Source organism: Mycoplana sp. ABR4_002, assembly GCF_056159645.1.
Window position 1 is genome coordinate 304,026 of sequence record NZ_JBSWVO010000001.1, and the last position, 20,857, is coordinate 324,882.

Annotated in this window: 21 protein-coding genes; 13 read left to right on the top strand and 8 right to left on the bottom strand. The window is 67.3% G+C overall.

Features of this window, described 5'->3' with window-relative positions; all coding sequences use genetic code 11:
* Nucleotides 1-53 precede the first annotated feature (53 nt).
* The 9 genes from ACXAGF_RS01485 (at nucleotide 54) to ACXAGF_RS01525 (ending at nucleotide 9,813) form a co-directional block, all read left to right on the top strand.
* Nucleotides 54-1,352 carry an extracellular solute-binding protein gene (locus ACXAGF_RS01485; protein WP_475013941.1) on the top strand — a complete coding sequence of 433 codons (1,299 nt, stop codon included), beginning with the start codon at nucleotides 54-56 and terminating at the stop codon, nucleotides 1,350-1,352.
* Between the two features lie 66 nt (nucleotides 1,353-1,418).
* Complete coding sequence (locus ACXAGF_RS01490) at nucleotides 1,419-2,300, top strand: ABC transporter permease subunit (RefSeq protein ID WP_475013942.1); 882 nt, start codon at nucleotides 1,419-1,421, stop codon at nucleotides 2,298-2,300.
* A gap of 7 nt (nucleotides 2,301-2,307) precedes the next feature.
* On the top strand, nucleotides 2,308-3,150 hold the full coding sequence (ugpE, locus tag ACXAGF_RS01495; protein WP_475013944.1) for a sn-glycerol-3-phosphate ABC transporter permease UgpE: 843 nt from the start codon (nucleotides 2,308-2,310) through the stop codon (nucleotides 3,148-3,150).
* A gap of 10 nt (nucleotides 3,151-3,160) precedes the next feature.
* Nucleotides 3,161-4,264, top strand: coding sequence for a sn-glycerol-3-phosphate import ATP-binding protein UgpC (locus ACXAGF_RS01500; RefSeq protein ID WP_475013945.1), 1,104 nt, complete (start codon nucleotides 3,161-3,163; stop codon nucleotides 4,262-4,264).
* Nucleotides 4,264-5,256: an endonuclease/exonuclease/phosphatase family protein gene (locus ACXAGF_RS01505; RefSeq protein ID WP_475013946.1), complete on the top strand. Its 993-nt coding sequence runs from the start codon at nucleotides 4,264-4,266 to the stop codon at nucleotides 5,254-5,256. The genes ACXAGF_RS01500 and ACXAGF_RS01505 overlap by 1 nt, the downstream gene beginning before the upstream one ends.
* Before the next feature lie 112 nt (nucleotides 5,257-5,368).
* Entirely contained in the window at nucleotides 5,369-5,866 is a 498-nt protein-coding gene (locus ACXAGF_RS01510) for a cupin domain-containing protein (RefSeq protein ID WP_475013948.1), read from the top strand.
* 107 nt (nucleotides 5,867-5,973) lie between these two features.
* On the top strand, nucleotides 5,974-6,921 hold the full coding sequence (gene gshB, locus ACXAGF_RS01515) for a glutathione synthase (protein WP_475013950.1): 948 nt from the start codon (nucleotides 5,974-5,976) through the stop codon (nucleotides 6,919-6,921).
* Nucleotides 6,922-7,241: 320 nt separating this feature from the next.
* Nucleotides 7,242-8,774, top strand: coding sequence for a YifB family Mg chelatase-like AAA ATPase (locus ACXAGF_RS01520; RefSeq protein WP_475013952.1), 1,533 nt, complete (start codon nucleotides 7,242-7,244; stop codon nucleotides 8,772-8,774).
* A 130-nt stretch (nucleotides 8,775-8,904) separates the two neighbouring features.
* Entirely contained in the window at nucleotides 8,905-9,813 is a 909-nt protein-coding gene (locus ACXAGF_RS01525; RefSeq protein WP_475013953.1) for a GNAT family N-acetyltransferase, read from the top strand.
* A gap of 21 nt (nucleotides 9,814-9,834) precedes the next feature.
* Here the strand turns inward: ACXAGF_RS01525 and cysK are convergent, their stop codons facing one another.
* On the bottom strand, nucleotides 9,835-10,803 hold the full coding sequence (cysK, locus tag ACXAGF_RS01530) for a cysteine synthase A (RefSeq protein WP_475013954.1): 969 nt from the start codon (nucleotides 10,801-10,803) through the stop codon (nucleotides 9,835-9,837).
* 135 nt (nucleotides 10,804-10,938) lie between these two features.
* A complete protein-coding gene (locus ACXAGF_RS01535; protein WP_475013956.1) occupies nucleotides 10,939-11,556 on the bottom strand; it encodes a LysE family translocator in 618 nt (205 codons plus the stop codon).
* A 217-nt stretch (nucleotides 11,557-11,773) separates the two neighbouring features.
* On the opposite strand from ACXAGF_RS01535, the gene ACXAGF_RS01540 reads away from it, so the two are divergent.
* The gene (locus ACXAGF_RS01540) at nucleotides 11,774-12,292 is read left to right on the top strand and encodes a Dps family protein (RefSeq protein ID WP_475013958.1); all 519 of its coding nucleotides are present in this window, start codon (nucleotides 11,774-11,776) and stop codon (nucleotides 12,290-12,292) included.
* Nucleotides 12,293-12,342: 50 nt separating this feature from the next.
* On the opposite strand, the gene ACXAGF_RS01545 is transcribed toward ACXAGF_RS01540, so the two are convergent.
* The gene (locus ACXAGF_RS01545) at nucleotides 12,343-13,239 is read right to left on the bottom strand and encodes a DMT family transporter (RefSeq protein ID WP_475013959.1); all 897 of its coding nucleotides are present in this window, start codon (nucleotides 13,237-13,239) and stop codon (nucleotides 12,343-12,345) included.
* A 129-nt stretch (nucleotides 13,240-13,368) separates the two neighbouring features.
* Here ACXAGF_RS01545 and ACXAGF_RS01550 point away from each other — a divergent pair, with 129 nt between their 5' ends.
* Entirely contained in the window at nucleotides 13,369-13,806 is a 438-nt protein-coding gene (locus ACXAGF_RS01550; RefSeq protein WP_475013960.1) for an Lrp/AsnC family transcriptional regulator, read from the top strand.
* A gap of 71 nt (nucleotides 13,807-13,877) precedes the next feature.
* Here the strand turns inward: ACXAGF_RS01550 and dut are convergent, their stop codons facing one another.
* Nucleotides 13,878-14,348, bottom strand: a complete 471-nt coding sequence (gene dut, locus ACXAGF_RS01555; RefSeq protein WP_475013961.1) for a dUTP diphosphatase — start codon at nucleotides 14,346-14,348, stop codon at nucleotides 13,878-13,880.
* 90 nt (nucleotides 14,349-14,438) lie between these two features.
* Between dut and ACXAGF_RS01560 the strand changes: the two genes are divergently transcribed.
* Nucleotides 14,439-16,022, top strand: coding sequence for a peptide chain release factor 3 (locus tag ACXAGF_RS01560; protein WP_475013964.1), 1,584 nt, complete (start codon nucleotides 14,439-14,441; stop codon nucleotides 16,020-16,022).
* Nucleotides 16,023-16,036: 14 nt separating this feature from the next.
* On the opposite strand, the gene ACXAGF_RS01565 is transcribed toward ACXAGF_RS01560, so the two are convergent.
* The 3 genes from ACXAGF_RS01565 to ACXAGF_RS01575 all read right to left on the bottom strand — a co-directional run bounded on the left by ACXAGF_RS01565 (nucleotide 16,037) and on the right by ACXAGF_RS01575 (nucleotide 18,546).
* Nucleotides 16,037-16,879: a DUF2182 domain-containing protein gene (locus ACXAGF_RS01565; RefSeq protein WP_475013966.1), complete on the bottom strand. Its 843-nt coding sequence runs from the start codon at nucleotides 16,877-16,879 to the stop codon at nucleotides 16,037-16,039.
* Nucleotides 16,880-16,897: 18 nt separating this feature from the next.
* Nucleotides 16,898-17,533 (bottom strand): DUF1326 domain-containing protein, encoded by a 636-nt coding sequence (locus tag ACXAGF_RS01570; RefSeq protein ID WP_475013968.1) that lies wholly within the window; start codon nucleotides 17,531-17,533, stop codon nucleotides 16,898-16,900.
* A gap of 101 nt (nucleotides 17,534-17,634) precedes the next feature.
* On the bottom strand, nucleotides 17,635-18,546 hold the full coding sequence (locus ACXAGF_RS01575; RefSeq protein WP_475013970.1) for a pirin family protein: 912 nt from the start codon (nucleotides 18,544-18,546) through the stop codon (nucleotides 17,635-17,637).
* A gap of 242 nt (nucleotides 18,547-18,788) precedes the next feature.
* Here ACXAGF_RS01575 and ACXAGF_RS01580 point away from each other — a divergent pair, with 242 nt between their 5' ends.
* Entirely contained in the window at nucleotides 18,789-19,601 is an 813-nt protein-coding gene (locus tag ACXAGF_RS01580; RefSeq protein ID WP_475013971.1) for a class II glutamine amidotransferase, read from the top strand.
* Here ACXAGF_RS01580 and coaBC read toward each other — a convergent pair.
* A complete protein-coding gene (gene coaBC / locus ACXAGF_RS01585) occupies nucleotides 19,594-20,802 on the bottom strand; it encodes a bifunctional phosphopantothenoylcysteine decarboxylase/phosphopantothenate--cysteine ligase CoaBC (RefSeq protein WP_475013973.1) in 1,209 nt (402 codons plus the stop codon). The genes ACXAGF_RS01580 and coaBC overlap by 8 nt on opposite strands.
* Nucleotides 20,803-20,857: the final 55 nt, after the last annotated feature.

The window sequence follows — 20,857 nt, forward strand, 5'->3', positions numbered from 1 at the left end:
AAGGGGCAATAGGCACTCGCAGACCGAGTTAACGGTTGGAGAGGATCCCTTCCATGATCAAGCAATTTTCCATCGCAGCCTTTTCGCTCACGCTGACCGCGACCTCGTCGCTGGCCGCGACCAGCATCTCCTGGTGGCACGGCATGGCCGGCCGCAACGGCGAGGTCATCAACGAGGTCGCGCAGAAGTTCAACGCCGCCCAGTCCGCCTGCGTCCTGACGCCGGTCTCCAAGGGCACCTACGAGGAGGCGCTTGCCGCCGGCATCGCCGCATTCCGCTCTGGCGAGCAGCCGAACATCCTGCAGGTGTTCGACGCCGGTGCCGCGACCATCATCAATGCCAAGGGCGCGGTCATCCCGGCCGAGGACCTGATCACCGAGGCCGGTTATCCGTTCGACCGCGATGCCTTCGTCGAGGGCGTGCGCCACTTCTACGCCGACAGCGACGGCAAGTTCGTCGGCATGCCTTTCAATTCCTCCGCGCCGATCATGTACATCAACGACGAGGCGCTGAAGAAGGCCGGCGTCGCGGCGCCGAAGACCTGGGAAGAGTTCGAGCAGGTCGCGCCGAAGCTGAAGGAAGCCGGCTACATCCCGCTCGTGCAGGCTCAGCTCACCTGGCAGTTCACCGAGAACTTCTTCTCGCGCAACAACATCCAGTTCGCCACCAACAACAACGGCTACGACAGCGTCGTCGATACCCAGCTGAAGGTCACCGACCCGAACCTCGTCATGATGTTCGAGAAGCTGAAGGCCTGGGCCGACGAAGGCTATTTCGCCTATTACGGCGCCGGCTGGTCCGACAACCAGAAGCCGTTCGAGGAAAACAAGGTGGCCTTCTGGATCGGCTCTTCGGGCTCCTTCGGCGGCCTGCAGAAGACGGCGCAGATGCCGTTCTCCGCAACCTTCCTGCCCTACTGGGGCTCGATCGAGGGCGCCGGCACCAACTCCTTCATCGGCGGCGCGGCCCTGTTCGCCATGTCCGGCAAGCCGGCCGAGGAGAACAAGTGCGTGGCCGATTTCTACCAGTTCCTGACCTCGCCGGAGGTGCAGAAGTTCTACCACCAGGCCACCGGCTACGTCGCCATCACGAAAGCGGCCTACGACCTGGCGAAGGCGGAAGGCTACTACGACAAGACTCCGGTCGCCGAGGTCGGCATCCAGCAGCTGATGCTGCCGGGCGGCGAGTGGTCGAAGGGCTACCGGCTCGGCTTCTATCCGCAGATCCGCGAGATCATGGAGCGCGAATACGGCCGCATCTTTGCCGGCGAGACCTCGGTGAAGGACGCCCTCGAGACCATCGAGAAGGAAGGCAACGAGCTGCTGGCGCGTTTCGCCAAGACCGCCGGCTGAGCCGGTCCGCCGCCTGAATGGCTCCGGGGGCCCGGCCCCCGGCGCTTTCCTTTTGAGGGGCAAGTCGTGAAGCGCGTCCAGTTCTCCTCGCCGCTGCTGCCATACGTGTTTCTGGCGCCGCAGCTGGCGGTGATCGTCATCTTCTTCTACTGGCCGTCGGTGCGGGCGATCCAGTCCTCCTTCTATCTCGAGGACCCGTTCGGCTTCGGATCGACCTTCGTCGGCCTCGACAATTACCTCGGCGCCCTGCGCAGCGCCGAATATCTTGCGATCGCCCGCTTCACCGCGGTCTTCACGGCGCTGGTGACCTTCTTTTCGCTGGCGCTCGGGATGCTGCTCGCCGTCAAGGCGGACGCGGTGATCCGCGGAAACGCCGCCTACAAGACATTGCTGATCTCCGTCTATGCCATCGCCCCGCCGGTCGCCGGCCTGATCGGCATGATGTTCTTCGACCAGCACATCGGCCCCTTCGTCACCATCGCCGCCTTCTTCGGCTGGGAGATGAAGGTCGGGCTCAGCTATTTCGACACCGCCTTTGCGATGGTCGTCGTCGCGGTGTGGAAGCAGATCCCCTACAACTTCATCTTTTTCCTCTCCGGGCTGCAGGGCCTGCCGGCCTCGGTGCGCGAGGCCGCCGCAATCGACTGCCGGTCCGGCATCTGGCGGTTCTGGACCGTCATCATGCCACTGCTCGCGCCGACGGCCTTCTTCCTGCTTATCATCAACGTCACCTACGCCCTGTTCGACACCTTCGGCGTGATCGACGTGATGGTGAAGGACAAGGCCGCCAACAACCCGATAACGCTGGTCTACAAGGTCTATATGGACGGCTTCCGCGGCAACGACATCGGCGGTTCGTCGGCCCAGTCGGTGATCCTGATGGTCATCGTCTTCGTGCTGACCGTGCTGCAGTTCCGCTTCATCGAGCGGCGGATCCACTACACCTGAGGCGCCCATGCATCGCACCCGCATTCTCGATCATCTGGTCCTCGTCCTCGGCGCGCTATTCCTGACGCTGCCGGTGGTGGTCGCCTTCATGACCTCCTCGCACGAGGCCGCAACGATCCACGCCAAGGGGCTGATGCTCTCGCCCGGCGGCCATTTCGCCGAGACCTACGAGCGGGTGCTGAGCCGCCAGGGCGGCTTTACCGGCCAGGTGACCGGCGCGCGCATGATGATGAACTCGCTGATTCTCGGGATCGGCTTCGCGCTCGGCAAGATCGTGCTCTCGATGCTGGCCGCCTATGCGATCGTCTATTTCCGCTTCCGCTTCGCCACGCTTGCCTTCTGGGCAATCTTCACGACGCTGCTCCTGCCGCTGGAGGTGCGCATCATGCCGTCCTACGAGGTGATGAGCGGTCTCGGCCTGCTCAACAGCTACGCCGGCCTGATCGTGCCGCTGCTCGCCTCGGCAACGGGCACCTTCTATTTCCGTCAGTTCTTCAAGTCGGTGCCGGAAGAGCTGCTGGAGGCGGCGCGCATCGACGGTGCCGGGCCGCTCAGGTTCTTCATCGACGTGCTGGTGCCGCTGTCGAAGACGATGGTCGCGGCGATCTTCATCATCATGTTCGTCTACGGCTGGAACCAGTATCTCTGGCCGATGCTGATGACCACCGACGAGCGATTCTTCACCCTGATGCGCGGCATCAAGCAGATCCTGCAGGTCTGGATCGGCTCGCAGATCCCCGACTACAACGAGGCCTTCGCGCTGGCAGTGCTGGCGATGCTGCCACCCGTCCTGGTCGTCGTGATCTTCCAGAGCTGGTTCATCAAGGGCCTCACCGAGAGCGACAAGTAAGGAACGAACCATGGCGACGATCGAGATCGACGAGGTCAGCAAGACCTATCACGGCAACGTGGCGGCGGTGCGCGAGGTCGACATTGCCGTCGACGATGGCGAGTTCATCGTGCTCGTCGGCCCCTCGGGTTGCGGCAAGTCGACCCTGCTGCGGATGGTGGCCGGTCTCGAGACGGTCTCCAGCGGCACCGTGCGGATCGGCGGGCGGGTCGTCAACGACGTCGAGCCGGCCGATCGCGACATCGCCATGGTGTTCCAGAACTACGCCCTCTATCCGCACATGACGGTGCGCGACAACCTCGCCTACGGCCTGCGCAACCGGCGCACGCCGCGGGCCGTGATCGAGGCACGCGTGGCCGAGGCGGCGCGGATGCTCGAACTCGGGCCTTATCTGGACCGCAAGCCGCGGGCGCTCTCCGGCGGCCAGCGCCAGCGCGTGGCCATGGGCCGGGCGATCGTGCGCCACCCATCCGCCTTCCTGTTCGACGAGCCGCTCTCCAACCTCGACGCCAAGCTGCGCGTGACGATGCGCGGCGAGATCAAGCGGCTACAGCGGCGGCTCGGTACCACCTCGCTCTACGTCACCCATGACCAGCTCGAGGCGATGACGCTGGCCGACCGGCTGGTCGTGCTCAACGGCGGGCGCGTCGAGCAGATCGGCAGCCCGTTGGACGTCTATCACGCGCCGGCCTCGACCTTCGTCGCCGGCTTCATCGGCTCGCCGGCGATGAACCTGGTGCAGGGCGAATTGCATGGCGGCAGGCTTGCCATCGGTCCGGCCCTGATCGACCTCGGGGGCACCGTGCCGACCCAGGGGGCGGTGACCGTTGGCGTCCGCGCCGAGGATCTCCGCATCGCCGCCGCCGGCGAGGACGCCCTGCCGCTGCGGGTCGATTATGTCGAGGAACTGGGATCCCAGCGCCTTGTCCATGGCCATGTCGGTGACCAGGCGCTGACGGTGGCGCTCCCGTCCGACCTGGCGCTCTCCGAGACGATGCCGCTGTCGGTGCCGAAGGGCCGGCTGCACTTCTTCGACACGGGGACCGGCCGGCGGCTGCCGGCGCATCTGACCGGCCGCGCGCCCGCGTCGGCGGCCCCGGCGGAGGCGCTGTGATGATCCGCAGCGCCGTGTCGGCGCTGCCGGTCCCCTCGCCGCAGCAGCGGGCGGAGATCGGTGCCCTCCCGCGGACGATCGCCGCCCATGACGCCAGGCTGGCATCGCTGGGCTGCATGGGGGCGCTCGAGATCGGCGGCGTCCCGGGCCTTCCCGCACCGCTTGCCTTCCCCTTTCCGGTCGCCGCCTGGAACCTCGAGCGCTGCCTGTTCCCGGAAGAAACCGCGGAGATGCTGCGTAGCGCCGCCGCCCCGCTGGTCCTTTTGTCCGAAATGGACGACGGCATGGCCAGGACCGGTCAGCGGCACACGACCGCCGTGCTCGCCGAACGGCTCGGCATGGCCTACGCCTTCGGCGTCGAGTTCATCGAACTCGGCCTTGGTTCGCAGACCGAGCGGGCGTTCTGCCGCGACGATTTCAATCTCAAGGGCTTCCACGGCAACGCCCTGTTGGCGCGGGTACCGTTGCGACAGCCCTTCCTGCTCCGGCTGGCCGGCGAGCGTCTGTGGTTCGTCGACGGTGGCGACCAGCCGCGGCTCGGCGAGCGCATGGCGATCGGCGCGCTGGTCGACACCGCGGCCGGACCGCTTGTCGCCGTGTCGGTCCACCTCGAAAGCGCGACCACCGCCGACTATCGCGAGCGTCAGATCGCCGGCCTGATCGATGTGTTGGACGAGGTGTTTGCCGGCATGCCGGTCCTGATCGGCGGCGACCTGAACACCGGCAACCACGCCGGCGGCGATTTCGAGGCCGAAGGCCTGTTCCGCCACGCAGCCGATCGCGGTTTCGCCCGTCACGGCGGCCCGCTCCAGCAGATGACGACGCGACCGAGCCTGATCACGCGCTGGCCGGACCGGGCGATGAAGCTTGACTGGTTCCTGGCCCGCGGCGTCCGCATCGGCACCACGGCGATCGTGCCCTCGCTCGACCCGACCGGACGGCCGGTGTCGGACCACGACATGATCGTCTGTCAGGTCGAGGGCTTCGGCTAGCGCCCTCCGCCGACCTGCAAAACGCACGATCGCTCAAATTTTAGCGTTCCCGTCCACCGGCTCCACACCGTCCGGGCCTATGCTGGCGCGCAAACCTTCGGGGGGGACGAATATGGTTCTGAAACTGATGCTTGCGGGCGCCATCGGCCTGGCGGCACGGACGGCGCCGCAGGCGGCGCTGCCGCGTCCGCTGATCGCCGCCGGGATGGACGATTTGCCGATGGAGGATGCGCCGATCGAGCCCGGCTGGGTGCTTGCCGGCGCGCCGCAGGCGCGGCTGGCGCTGCACTCGCGCGGCCATGACGAGCAGTCGACGACGGCGGTCTGGGACTGCACCGCTGGTACCTTTCGCTGGTATTTCGGCTGGGACGAGACGGTGATGATCCTGGCGGGCGAGGTCCACGTCACCGCCGAGGACGGCAGCGAACGCACGCTGCGCGCTGGCGACATCGCCTATTTCTCCGGCAAGACCTGGGCGACCTGGCACATCGAAACCTACGTGCGCAAGATCGCCTTCTGCCGCAAGCCGTTCCCTGCGCCGGTCGCCGCCGCGCTGCGGCTGCGTGACTGGATGCGGCGCGGTAGCTCCCGCGGGGGGCTGGCCGCCTGACAGCCGCCGGGGTTGTCACTTGAGGCGGCGGCGCGGGGTGCGCGCCGCCCGTTGCCATTGCCGGGGTGCGCGCCTAAATGTGTCGGGCATCCCGTGAGGAGATATCCATGCCAAAGATCAAGAACGTCGCGGTCCAGATGGACCACGTGTCCACCATCAACATCGGCGGCGATTCCACCTTCGCCATGAGTCTCGAGGCGCAAAGCCGCGGCTACCAGCTGTTCCATTACACCCCCGACAAGCTCAGCTTCCGCGACGGCAGGGTCTATGCCGCCGTCGAGCCGATGCGGTTGCGCGACGTCAAGGGCGACCACTTCGAGCTCGGCGCGCCCGAGCGCGTCGACCTGTCGACGATGGACGTGGTTCTGCTGCGCCAGGATCCCCCCTTCGACATGTCCTATATCACCTCCACCCACCTGCTGGAGCGGATCCACCCGGATACGCTGGTCGTCAACGACCCGGCCTGGGTGCGCAACTCGCCGGAGAAGATCTTTGTCACCGAGTTCGCGGACCTGATGCCGGCCACCCTGATCACCCGCGACCCGGCCGAGATCCGCCGCTTCCGCGAGGAGATGGGCGACATCATCCTCAAGCCGCTCTACGGCAATGGCGGCGCCGGGGTGTTCCATTCGACGCGGGACGACCGCAACCTCTCCTCGCTCCTGGAAATGTTCGGCCAGATGTTCCGCGAGGCGTTCATCGCCCAGGCCTACCTGCCGGAGGTGCGCAAGGGCGACAAGCGCATCATCCTCGTCGACGGCGAACCGGTCGGCGCGATCAACCGCGTCCCGGCCGAGCACGACAGTCGCTCCAACATGCATGTCGGCGGCCGCGCCGAGCCGTCGGAGCTGACCCGGCGCGAGCTGGAGATCTGCGCCCGCATCGGGCCGGCGCTGAAGGCGCGCGGCTTCTTGCTCGTCGGCATCGACGTCATCGGCGACTACATGACCGAGATCAACGTCACCTCGCCGACCGGGATCCGCGAGGTCCGGAAATTCGGCGGTGCCGACATTGCCAGCCTGCTCTGGGACGCGATCGAGGCCAAGCGGGGCTGACGGCAAGGGCCACCCCGGGCGGTGCGTCGAAGGGTGCCGGAATCGTTCGGCGGCGACCGGCCGCGGCCGCTCGGCGTCGCCGCGTCATGCCGACGGCGACGATCCCGGGTCGTGGGCAGGCCCAGTTTCCTCTCGCGCCGTTGATGACTGCGGGGGGGTATCCCGTTTTGTTCCCTTCTCCGCAACCGCCGGCAACCTGATGCCCCTCGGCTGCACGGCAGGCGCGCAGCCTGTTCATCGAATGTTCTTGTTCGCGTCGAATTTCTATGACAGATTGCAACGGCGGGAACTTCAACGAATGGCTGAACGGGAGGACGGTCATGGTGGCACGGGTGAGCACGGTGGCGTTTCAGGGCATCGATGGGGTTCCGGTCGATGTCCAGGTGATGGTGGCCCCCGGAAAAATCGGCATCCAGATCGTCGGCCTGCCCGACAAGGCCGTTGCCGAAAGCCGCGAGCGGGTCCAGGCGGCGCTGCACGCCTCCGGCCTGTCGCTGCCGGCCAAGCGCGTGACGGTCAACCTCGCCCCCGCCGATCTGCCCAAGGAGGGCAGTCATTTCGACCTGCCGATCGCGCTCGGGCTGATGGCGGCGCTCGGCGCCATCCCGGCCGACGCGCTGGAGGGCTATGTCGTCATCGGCGAACTCAATCTCGACGGCACGATCGCGGCGATCGCCGGCGCCTTGCCCGCGGCCATCGGCGCCAATGCGCTCGGCAAGGGCCTGATCTGTCCCGCCGAGAGCGGTGCCGAGGCCGCCTGGGCCGGCGCCGGTCTCGACATCCTGGCGCCGCGCAGCCTGATTGCGCTCGCCAACCACTTTCGTGGCACGCAGGTGCTGACCCGTCCCGAGCCCGCCGTCCGGGCCGCGCCTGCAAGCCTGCCCGACCTTGCCGACATCAAGGGGCAGGAGAGCGCGAGGCGGGCGCTGGAGGTGGCTGCCGCCGGCGGACACAACCTTCTGTTCGTCGGCCCGCCGGGCTCGGGCAAGTCGATGCTGGCCGCCCGGCTGCCGTCGATCTTGCCGCCGCTTGAGCCCGCCGAGCTGCTCGAGGTGTCGATGATCCATTCGATCGCCGGCCAGCTCGCCGGCGGCCGGCTGTCGGACCGCCGCCCCTTCCGCGCGCCGCACCATTCGGCGACGATGGCCGCGCTGGTCGGCGGCGGCCTGCGCGCCCGCCCGGGCGAGGCGTCGCTGGCCCATCACGGCATCCTCTTCCTCGACGAGTTTCCCGAGTTCGCGCCGCAGGCGCTCGACGCGCTGCGCCAGCCGCTCGAGACCGGCGCCTGCGTCATCGCCCGCGCCAACCACCGCGTCAGCTACCCCGCCGCGATTCAGCTGGTCGCGGCGATGAACCCGTGCCGCTGCGGCATGGCCGGCGAGCCGGGGCAGGTCTGCGCCCGCGGGCCGCGCTGCATGGCCGACTACCAGGCACGCATCTCAGGTCCGCTGATGGACCGGATCGACATCCGCATCGACGTGCCGGCGGTATCGGCGGTGGATCTGATTCGCCCGGTGGCGGCCGAGTCGAGCGCGGTGGTCGCGGCCCGCGTGGCGCGGGCCCGGGCCGCCCAGCGCGACCGCTTTTCCGCCCTCGGCTGCGCTGAGGTGCTGACCAATGCCCGCGCCTCGACGGCTCTGATAGAGCGCATCGTCGCACCCGACCCGGGCGGACTGCAGTTGTTGCGCGACGCGGCCGAGAAGTTGCGTTTCTCCGCCCGCGGCTATCACCGGGTGCTAAAGGTCGCCCGTACGCTCGCCGACCTCGATGGCAAAAACTCTGTCGGCCGCATCCATCTGGCCGAAGCGATCTCCTACCGTATCGCCGGAGACCGTCTGGCCGCGGCGGCCTGAACGCGGGCGATAGGGCGGGGGACAGGGCCGTGCCCGGCGCGGCCGAGGCCCGGGCACGCGCCGCGGCAACGAAGCCGGCGCGACGGTGGGAAGGAACGAGAGGAATGCGACAAGAAGAACACCAGGGAAGATGACGATCCGGATCATCGAAATCGGCTGTGACGATACCCCGCTGCACGAGGCCTTCTTCGACCACGTTGCCGGCGTGTTCGACGGCATCGACTTCCGCCGCTGGAGCGAACTCGGCGGATGGAGCGAGCGCTATCGCGTCACCGCTCTGGCGGAGGACGGGCAGATCCTTTCCACGGTCGCCGTCAGCCGCATGCGTCTGGCGCTGCGGCGCGGCGGCGAGACGGCGGACCCGGCGCCACAGCCGGCGTTGCAGCTCGGTGCGGTCGCGACGCGTGCCGACCGCCGCGGCAGGGGCCATGCCGCGACGCTGTTGCGGCGCGTGCTGGCATCGGCCGATCTGGCCGGGTTGCCGGTGCTGCTGTTTGCCAACCCGTCGGTGACGGAATTTTATCCGCGCTTCGGCTTCGAGCGTCTTCGACCGCAGCGGGCCTGGGTGACGGGCGACTTCAGCCCCGGCGCCGGCTCGACCCGGGCGTTCGATCCGGCCCGCGCGGCGGACCGCGGGCTGCTGGCCGAACTCTGCGCCAGGTCGACCGCGCATGCGGGGTCGTTGTCGGCCGCGCCAGACCCGTCGATCCTGCTCTGGTACCTGTGCAACGGGCTGACCCGGGCACTGATCGTGGACGGCGGCGTCGCCATCGTCTTTGTCACGGAGACTGAGGCCGACTTCGGGACTGGCCTGCGGGTGCAGGAGTGGCTAGGCCCGCTCCCCGCCGATCCGGTCCCGGTCCTGCGCACGCTGCTGCGCGAGCCGGTGGCGCACATCGCGTTCGGCTTCCTGCCTCCGGCCGGCTGGTTCGGCGACGGCCTGCACCTGGCGATGGACGACGGCGCCTTGTTGTACTGGCGGGCCGCCCGGCCGGTGCCGCCCGGCCCGCTCCTGTTTCCGGAACTGCTGGCGACGTGACCGCCGGCACGAACTCCGGTCCTAGCCGACGAGGCCCTCGAACAGTGCGGTCGAGAGATAGCGCTCGGCAAACGAGGGGATGATCACGACGATGGTCTTGCCGGCATTGTCCGGGCGGGCGCCGACCTTGACCGCCGCCGCCAGCGCCGCCCCCGACGAGATGCCGACCGGAACGCCCTCCAGCCGCGCCACCAGTCGCGCGGTCTCGAAAGCCTCTTCGTTGCCGATGGTGACGACCTCGTCATAGATCGCCGTGTCGAGGATCGCCGGGGCGAAGCCGGCGCCGATACCCTGGATCTTGTGCGGGCCGGGACTGCCGCCCGACAGCACCGGGCTGTCGGCCGGCTCGACCGCGACCACCTTGAGGTCCGGCTTGCGTGCCTTCAGCACCTGGCCGGCGCCGGTGATCGTGCCGCCGGTGCCGATGCCGGACACCAGGATGTCGACCGCGCCCTCGGTATCGTTCCAGATCTCCTCGGCAGTCGTCTTGCGATGGATCTCGGGATTGGCCGGGTTTTCGAACTGCTGCGGGATGATAGAATCGGGGATCGTCTCCGCCAGTTCCTCGGCCTTGGCGATCGCGCCCTTCATGCCCTTCGGCCCCTCGGTCAGCACCAACTCGGCACCGAGCAGGGCCAGCATCTTGCGCCGTTCGAGCGACATCGTTTCCGGCATGGTCAAGATCAGCTTGTAGCCCTTGGCCGCGGCAGCGAAGGCGAGCGCGATGCCGGTGTTGCCAGAGGTCGGCTCGATCAGCGTCGACCGCCCGGGCGAGATCTTGCCCTGCGCCTCGAGCGCCTCGATCATTGCCACGCCGATGCGGTCCTTGACCGAGGCGATCGGATTGAAGAACTCGAGCTTGGCCAGGAGGTTGGCCTTGACGCCCTTCTCCTTTGCCAGCTTGTCAAGCCGCACGATCGGCGTGTCGCCGATCGTTTCGGTGATGGAGGCATAGACGCGGCCGCGGCCGGGCTTGCGCGCTTCGGGCATTTCAGGCTCCCTTGGTATTTGAGGTTCTGGCGAGGATAGGTTCTATCCCACGCGGAAGCCAGCGCGTATTGCCCATCGATCACCGTCGCATTGGAAAATTGCGCTTGCAGACCCGGTTGCAGATGGATCTTTGTTTCACGCAGTGCGCGTTGCGATATAGGCGGCCGTGCTGGCGAGGATGCCGGCGGCAACGCGGTTGAGCGCGCGCAGCGCCACGGGCTTCGCAAGCAGCGAGCGCGCCCGCGCCGCCAGCGCCATATAGGGGATGAGCACGGCCAGCAGGACGGCGAAGGTGGCGGCCAGCAAAAGGCCGTAGTCGTCCAGTCCGATCGCGCCGAGATCGAGCAACGTCGGCACCAGCGCGACGTAGAACAGCATCGTCTTCGGATTGCCGAGCGTCACCAGCAGGCCGGAAAGGAACGACATCGTCATGCTGGACGGGCGACTGGCGCGGACCTCCTGTGGCAGCAGCCCGGCGGTCCAGAGCTTCCACGCGATACGACCGAGATATAGCGCGCCGGCGATCTTGATCGCCAGGAAGGCGGTGGTGAAGGTCTGGGCGACGAAGGCGAGCCCGAGGATGACCGCCGTCAGGTACAGCATGTCGCCGAGGATCAGCCCCAGCCCCATAAAAAAGGTCTCTCGGAAGCCCGCGCCGAGCGCGCGGGCGACGATGGCGGTGATGCCGGGCCCCGGAATCGCTGCGGCGATGAACAGCGCCCCGCCATAGGCAATCAGTGCAGCAAGTGTCATGGGTGAAGTCTGCCTTTCGCCGGGCCTTTCTTTACGCCGGTCCGGCGCCGGCTTCAAGCGGAGGGTGTGCCGGCCAAACCGCCCGGCCCGGTTGACGAAACGCCTTGCTGCTCCAGCTTTTCACGACCTGCCTGGCACCGCCCCCGGCCCTGCATGCCTGCGGCGCGTCACATAGGCCTGGTATCCTCTAGGCCTGGCATCCTCAAGGAGAGAACGCATGTCCACCACAGCAGCCGAAAAGCGCCGGATGGCGCCGCTGAAAACCCCGTCCGGCCTCCCCAGCAACGCGATCACCGACATTTCCTCCGCCTTGACCACCCTGCTTGCCGACATGCTTGCGCTGTGTCTCAAGACCAAGAACTTCCACTGGCACGTGTCGGGCCCGCATTTTCGCGACTATCATCTCTTGCTCGACGAGCAGGCCGCTCAGATCTTTGCCGCGACCGATGACATTGCCGAACGCGCCCGCAAGGTCGGCGGGACGACGTTGCGCTCGATCGGCCATGCCGCCCGGCTGCAGCGCATCCCCGACAATGACGCCGACTACGTCACGCCGGGCGACATGCTGGCCGAGCTGATGGAAGACAACAAGCACCTGATCGCGCTGCTGCGCGAGACGCATGTCCTTTGCGGCGAGCACAACGACGTCAACACGGCCAGCTTGCTGGAGAACTGGATCGACGAGGCCGAGCGCCGGACCTGGTTCCTGTTCGAGACGACGCGCCAGGCCAAGTAGCCGGGAGCGCGAACGTGCGGTCGGGTTGCGCCGGCCGCACGCTGTGGCCGTTACCGTTGTGCGGCCGCGGGCTTGAGCAGTCGCGCCGGCGACCAGCCTAGGTTCATCCCCATGGCGGCCAGAAGGATGACGGCGGATCCGGCGATCTGGACCGGCGTCAGCGCGTGGCCGAAGGCGATCCGGTCGACGCCGATGGCGGCAACGGGGTAGAGGAACGACAGCGCGCCGGTCAGATGCGTCGGCAGCTTCTGGATCGCGCCGTAAAGCAGCACATACATCAGGCCGGTGTGGATGATGCCGAGGGCCGCGACGCTGGACCAGGCCGAGCCGCTTGCCGGCATCACGGAGAAGTCGGCGAAGGGTGCGAGCATGACGGCGCCGGTCGTCACCTGGATCAGCGCGATAAGGTGCGGCGGCGTGCCCTTGAGCCCCTTGGCGGCGATGGCGGCAAGCGCATAGAAGAAGGCCGCGCCGAGCGAAAGGGCGATGCCGAGCGCATAGCCGCCGCCGTCGCCGCCGGGCTTGGCCTGCACGATCGCCACCATGCCGGCGAAGGACAGCGTCAGCCAGAACAGCTTGGTGGCGGTGATCTTCTCGCCGAGGAACAGCGCTCCCAGGCCAAGCAGCATGAAGGGCTGCGTGTTGTAGACCGTGGTCGCGATCGAGATCGTCGCCAGCGGATAGGCGGCGAACAGCAGCACCCAGTTGGTGACGATGGCGACGCCGCCGAGAACGGCAACGATCAGCCGGCGACCGGTCAGGGCATCGCGCCGCAGGTAGCCGAGATAGCCGCAGACGATCGCGAGGCTGACGGCGCCGATCGCGCATCGCCAGAACACCACGTTGAATACGGGCTGGCCGGACACCAGCACGAACCAGCCGATCGTGCCGGAAATCAGCATGGCCGCGGTCATTTCAATTGCGCCAATACGGACGGTTCTGTCCATGGACCTTCTCCTCTGGGATGAATGGCCCAAGGATAGAAGGCGCTTTCGCCCACATCCATAAATTCAGTTAGGACATTTTGGTGCTATGCCTTATAATGTTAGGAGTTTCGTTGAATTTGGTAAGTCATCATGGCGCTGGACGAGATCGATAGGCGGCTGTTGACGCTGCTGGCAGAGAATGCCCGGCTGTCATTGAAGGAACTGGCGGCGGCGACCGAGCTGTCGTCGCCGAGCGTGGCCGAGCGGCTGCGCAAGCTCGAGGAGCGCGGTGTGATCGACGGCTTCACCGTCGACGTCGACCCGCGCCTGCTCGGCTACACGCTCCAGGCGATCGTGCGGGTGCGGCCGCTGCCCGGTCAGTTGCACATCGTCGAACGGCTGATCCAGGAGATGCCGCAATGCGTCGAATGCGACAAGGTCACCGGCGATGATTGCTTTATCGCCCGGTTGTACCTGCGCTCGATGGACGAGCTCGACACGCTGCTCGATGGCATTGCCGAGCGGGCGCAGACGAACACGTCGCTGGTGAAGGCGACGCCGGTCAGGCGGCGGCTGCCGGCCCTGTAGCGCCCACGCGGCGGCCGACGGGTCGGAGCCGCAGTTGCGATCCGGCGTTGGTTGCGATCCTGCGTTGCCGCTTATTTCACGCCGGTCGAGCCGAAGCCGCCGCCGCCACGGTCGGTGCCGCCGGCCGCGGCGACCTCGCGGATCGCCGCCTGAACGACCGGGGCGATCACCATCTGGGCGATCCGCATGCCACGCTCGATCACGAAGTCGTCCTCGCCGAGATTGACGAGCAGCACCTTGACCTCCCCGCGATAGTCGCTGTCGATCGTGCCGGGCGTATTCAGGCAGGTGATGCCGTGCTTGAAGGCAAGGCCGGAACGCGGTCGCACCTGCCCCTCGTAGCCGGAGGCGATCTCGAAGACGAAGCCGGTCGGCACCAGGGCACGCTTGCCCGGCGAAAGCACCAGGGTCTCGCCGGGGCCGAGCGCCGCGCGCAGATCCATGCCGGCTGCGCCTGCCGTCTCGTAGGCGGGAAGATCGAGTTGTGCGCCGTGCGGCAGGCGAACGAGTTTCAGTACGGGGGGATTTTCGGGGAGGGTCATCGGCCAATACTTTTCGGCTGCGGCCGGCAGGTCAATTGCAAAGCCGGCCACAAGGCGCTAGATACGCGCCAATTCCACAGGATTCACGACATGGCCGAAAGTCTCGCCGAGGCGGTCTCCCGCCGCCGCACATTCGCTATTATCGCCCATCCGGATGCGGGCAAGACCACCCTCACCGAAAAGCTGCTGCTGTTCGGCGGCGCGATCCAGCTCGCCGGGGAAGTCAAGGCCAAGAAGGATCGCATCCAGACCCGGTCGGACTGGATGAAGATCGAGCGCGAGCGCGGCATCTCGGTCGTCACCTCGGTGATGACGTTCGAGTACGAGGGCAATGTCTTCAACATCCTCGATACGCCCGGCCACGAGGACTTCGCCGACGACACCTATCGCACGCTGACGGCGGTGGACGCGGCGGTGATGGTGATCGACGCCGCCAAGGGCATCGAGCCGCGCACCTTGAAGCTTTTCGAGGTCTGCCGCATGCGCGACATCCCGATCATCACCTTCGTCAACAAGATGGACCGCGAGAGCCGCGACCCGTTCGAGATCCTCGACGAGGTCGAGGAGAAGCTGGCGCTCGACTGCGCCCCCGTCACCTGGCCGATCGGCCGGTCGAAAACCTTCTGCGGCTCCTACCACTTGGCCACCAACGAGGTCCGCGGTGCTGACACACAGGAACGGCTGACCAAGGTCAACGACCCGGAAATGGCCTCGCATCGCCTGCCCGAGAACGAGCGCGACGCCTTCATCGACGAATTGACGCTGGCAATCGAGGCCTGCAAGCCGTTCGACAGGAAGGCCTTTCTTGAAGGGCACCTGACGCCGGTTTTCTTCGGCTCGGCGCTGCGCAATTTCGGCGTGCGCGACCTCATCAACGCGCTCGGCGCCTTCGCGCCGCCGCCGCGCGACCAGGTCGCCGACATTCGCACCGTCCATGCGGCCGAAGACCGGATGACGGCCTTCGTCTTCAAGATCCAGGCGAACATGGACCCGAACCACCGCGACCGCATCGCCTTTGCCCGCGTGTGCTCCGGCAAGCTGGAGCGCGGCATGAAGGCCAGGCTGTCGCGCACCGGCAAGCAGCTCGGGCTGACTGCGCCGCAATTCTTCTTTGCCTCCCAGCGCCAGCTGGCCGATACGGCCTATGCCGGCGACGTGGTCGGCATTCCGAACCACGGCACGCTGCGCATCGGCGACACGCTGACGGAGGGCGAGGCGCTCGTCTTCGAAGGCGTGCCGAACTTCTCGCCGGAGATCCTGCGCCGCGTCCGCCTTGAGGACGCGATGAAGGCGAAGAAGCTGAAGGAAGCGCTGCACCAGATGGCTGAGGAAGGCGTCGTCCAGCTGTTCTCGCCGGAGGACGGCTCGCCGGCGATCGTCGGCGTGGTCGGGGCGCTGCAGCTCGACGTGCTGAAGGAGCGCCTGTCGGCGGAGTACGGCCTACCGGTCTCGTTCGAGATGGCACGCTTCTCCGTCTGCCGCTGGATTTCCGCCGACCAGCCGGCCGAACTGGAGAAGTTCATCAGTGCAAGGCGCGGCGACATCGCCCGCGACCTCGATGGCGACCCAGTCTTTCTGGCCCAGGACGCGTTCTCGCTGCGCTACGAGGCCGAGCGCTATCCGGCGATCAAGATGGTCGCCATCAAGGAGTATCACGTCGCCAAGGCGGCGTGATATTCGGACGGCGCTCAGGCAAGGGTCCGGTACATCAACCAGGCGCCGGCGGCCACCAGCAGCGCGCCGGCGATCCGACCCAGGCGGTCGCCGCCGGGCAGGACCTTCTCGATCAGCACGAAGGCGGTGAGGATCGCGATCCAGAGGATGTTCATCACCCCGCCGACGAACAGCAGCAGCATCAGCGGCCAGCAGCAGCCGACGCAGTAGCCGCCATGGCGCATTCCCATCGCGAAGGCGCCGGCGGCATCGCGGCGAAAGCCGCCTTGTGCCTGCAGGAAGGCGACCGGCGACCGGCATCTGGCCAGGCAGGCATGTTTCAGCGGCGTCCATTGATAGAGCCCGGCCGCGATAAGCAGAAGGCCGCTCATGGCCGTGCTGGCGCTTGCCATCATCGGCGTCAGCAGCAGCGCCCGTTCTAGCAGCCATTGGCCGAGTGTCGCGGCGAGGGAAAAGGCGAGCCAGGCCGCGAGATAGCCGGCGCCGAAAAAGCCGGTCGCGGCGAACGGCGTTCCATGGGCGGCCGCGTGTCGCCCGACCCGCGCATAGAGCAGGAGCATCGGCGCGGCCGACGGCAGCATCATGCCGACCATCATCACGAACCACATGGCGAGCACGAGCAGCGTCATTGCGCCCGTCCATTCCGGCGCGTGCGCCAGCGCGCCGGCCGGGCCGGACATGTCCATCCCCTCCATGCCGGGCATGTCCTCCATGGCGTCCGTCGCCGTCCCGCCCGATCCCATGTGCCGGGCTAGGTAGAGGAGGTAGAGCCAGGCAAGCGCGACGATCGCGGCCAGACTGGTCGCGACGATGGCACGGTCGCGCCGGAGGATCATGTCGAGCATCGGGTCGGCCATGTCGCGCAACCCGGCCGGTCAGTGGACGACGCCGGTCTCGGTCATGTGCATCCGGGAGAAATGGGCGTGGCTGTCGGCAAGCGACAGCGCCAGCGGCCCTTTGGTCTCCGCCCAGCCACGGCCGACCTCGCATTGATCATATTCGAAGCCGTGGGGGAGATTGATGCGGGCGCTATGCTCGTCGCCGGTTACCGGATTGCGGATCGGTTCGCCGCGGGCGTCGATCCAGCCGGGAACGCCGAGCCGGGCCGTGCGCTTGTCGATGTCGATGTCGATGTCGATCTTTGCGAACACCGGGTCGTGCACCGTGTCGAAGGTCGTGGCGAACACGGCAAAGAAGGTCGCGCCCGGCTCCGTGTCCTCGCCGCTCATGATGCGCAGCAGCGCGTTGCGCTGCGCCTCCGTCGCACGTTCGTCGACGATCGGCACGCATTGGCCGTGGCCCTCGTGGATGGCGCCCGGCCAGGAGACGATCAACGCGATCCGCAGTCCGTCAAGCCTGGTATCGCCGTGGAAGCCGCTTTCAATGTCGACCGCGCCGATGGCGCGGCAATCGCCGTGGGTGGGGAGGGCGTTGAACTGGCAGGGGCAGCCATAGGCGCAGTTGCAATGGATGAATTCGCGCCCCTCGATCTTCCATTTGACGTTCGCCATGACGTCCTCCTGCGGGGTCGGGGAAATTAGAATTCTCTAATTAAACACCCGTCCCCCCGCCATTGTCCAGACGCGACCCGGCAGGCGCCTGTCGCCGGTCGTCAGTGTGACGGCCTGATGAAGGTGCCGTTCTGCAGTTCGCGCATCGCCTGCTGCAGTTCCTCGCGGGTGTTCATCACGATCGGCCCGTGCCAGGCGACCGGTTCCTGGATCGGCTTGCCGGTGACGAGCAGGAAGCGGATGCCGTTCTCGCCGGCCTGCACGGTGACGTGGTCGCCGGTGTCGAACACGACCAGCGTGCGGTTGCCGGAGAGGTCGCGGATATTCAGTTCCTCGCCCTGGAATACCTTCTCCACCTTCACGCCGAAGGGTTTGGAGGCGTCGCGGAACGTGCCGGATCCGGCGAATATGTAAGCGAAGGCCGACCGATAGGTGTCGACCGGGATGGTCTTCTTCTTGCCGGGCGGCACCGACACGTCGAGATAGACCGGCTCGGCGGCAATCCCGTCGACCGGGCCCGCCTTGCCCCAGAATTCGCCGCTGATGACGCGGACGGCCGTGCCGTCGTCGTCGACCACGACGGGGATGTCGGCGGACTTGATGTCCTGGTAGCGCGGCGCCGTCATCTTCAGCGACGACGGCAGGTTGGCCCAGAGCTGAAAGCCGTGCATGCGCCCGGCGAAGTCGCCCTGCGGCATTTCCTGGTGCAGGATGCCGCTGCCGGCCGTCATCCACTGGACGTCGCCGGCGCCCATGACGCCGCGGTTACCGAGGCTGTCGCCGTGCTCGACGGTGCCGGCGAGCACATAGGTGATCGTCTCGATGCCGCGATGGGGGTGCCAGGGGAAGCCTCGCACATAGTCGGCCGGGTTGTCGTTGCGGAAATCGTCCATCATCAGGAAGGGGTCGGTCATCGACGGGTCGCCGAAGCCGAAGACGCGGTGCAGTTTGACGCCGGCGCCTTCCATGGCGGGTCGGGCGATGCTCTCGTGTTTGACGGGGCGGATGGACATGCGCAGGTCCTTTCAACGGTTCTGTTGCCGCCGAATATAGGTTGTTCAGCCGGGTGGGGAAATTGTGGACGATCGAAACGCACTGTTCACGAAACCGACGCGACCGCAAGGGCCGTGCGCTGGCCGCAGTTCCGGCCATTTACCATCGTTAACGCAATTTTACCCCTTTTCGATGATTCTGAGGCGAGCACATGCATTCGTCCCCTTCGGCCCTGCAGCCGACAGCCAAGCGAGTCTAGCCGATGTGCCGTTGGGCAGCCTACCGCGGTGAACCGATCTTTCTCGATGAACTCGTCTCCTCGCCCGCGCACTCGCTGATCGAGCAGTCGCACTGCGCGACCCGCGCCAAGACGGCGACGAACGGCGACGGCTTCGGCATCGCCTGGTACGGCGAGCGACCGGAGCCCGGGCGTTACCGCGACATCCTGCCGGCCTGGTCGGACTGCAACCTGAAGAGCATCGCCCGGCAGATCCGCTCGCCGCTGTTCCTCGCCCATGTCCGCGCCGCCACCGGCGGCGGCACCCGGCGCGACAACTGCCATCCCTTCGTCCACGGCACCTGGTCCTTTATGCACAACGGTCAGATCGCCGATTTCGAACACCTGCGCCGGCCGCTGGAGACGATGCTCGAGGACGAGTTCTACGCCGCCCGCGCCGGAGCGACGGATTCGGAGCTGCTGTTCCTGCTTGCCATGCAGTTCGGTCTCGCGCACGATCCGCTCGCCGCGATCGCCGAGACGATTTCCTTCGTCGAGCGGCTGGCGCGGCACATGGATCGCCAGGTGCTGGTGCGCTTCACTGCGGCGTTCTCCGATGGCCGCACGCTCTACGCGGTCCGCTATGCCACCGATAACCGCGCCCCGACGCTCTACGCCGCGCCAATGGGCGGCGAGGGGGGCTACTGCCTCGTCTCCGAGCCGCTCAACGACGACACCGACGCCTGGGTCGAGATCCCCGACGGCAGCGCCGTCGTACTCGGCGAGGACGGGGTCGACGTACGCCTGTTCGCCCCGAACGGTGGCGCCTTGCGCCGTCCGGAACGCGCCGTCAGCTAGGCAGCCGCGCCGCCACCAGTGCCGCCAGCCGCGCCGCCACCTCCTCCTTCGACAGGTCCGGCCACGCCTCGACGCTGTCCTTGGCGACGATGGTTACACTGTTGCGGCTGCCGCCCATGATGCCGGTGGCGGGCGAGACGTCATTGGCGACGATCAGGTCGGCGCCTTTGCGCGCCAGCTTTTCACGCGCATTTGTCTCCACGTTTTGCGTCTCGGCGGCGAAGCCGACGACGAGCGCCGGGCGCCGGGCGTGGTGGCCGATGGTCTTCAATATGTCGGGGTTTTCGGCCAGCGCGAGCGGCGGCGGCGCAGCGCCCGGCTTCTTCTTGATTTTTTCGCCGGCGGCGGCCGCGATGCGCCAGTCGGCGACGGCGGCGACCATCACCGCGATGTCGGCGGGCAGAGCGGCGATCACCGCCTCGAGCATTTCCTCGGCGCGCTCGACATGCACGGTCCGCACGCCGGGAGGATCGGCGATCCCGACCGGGCCGGAGACGAGCGTGACCTCGGCGCCGAGCCGCGCCAGGGCCGCGGCGATCGCGTGGCCCTGCCGGCCCGAGGAACGATTGGCGATGTAGCGCACCGGGTCGATCGGTTCGTGGGTCGGGCCGGAGGTCACGACCGCGCGCCGGCCGGCGAGCGGCTTCGTCCCGCCGTCGAGCAGCGCTTCGATCGCGTCGACGATTTCGAGCGGCTCCGCCATGCGCCCGGTGCCGGCCTCGCCGCCTTCGGCCATCTCGCCGGCGCCCGGCCCGACGAAGCGGATGCCGTCGCTCTCCAGCGTTGCGGCGTTGCGACGGGTGGCCCGGTGCGCCCACATCTTGGGGTTCATCGCCGGGGCGACCAGCACCGGGCAGTCGGTCGCCAGCAGCACGGTGGAGGCGAGGTCGTCGGCCAGGCCGTGCGCCATCTTCGCCATCAGGTCCGCGGTCGCCGGCGCCACGACGACGAGGTCGCAGTCGCGCGCCAGCCGGATGTGGCCGACGTCCTGTTCGTCCTGGCGCGAGAACAGGTCGGTGTAGACGTGACCCGTGGCCAGCGCGCCGACGGCAAGCGGCGTGACGAACTGCTGTGCACCCGCCGTCATCACCGGCACCACCACCGCGCCGCGCTCGCGCAGGCGCCGGATCAGGTCCAGGCTCTTGTAGGCGGCGATTCCGCCCGAGATGATCAGAAGAATGCGCTTGTCCTTCAAGCCCATGAGCCGTCCCCGCTGCTCGCGTTCGCCCCCGCGCGAGCGCGTCGGGGCTTTCGGT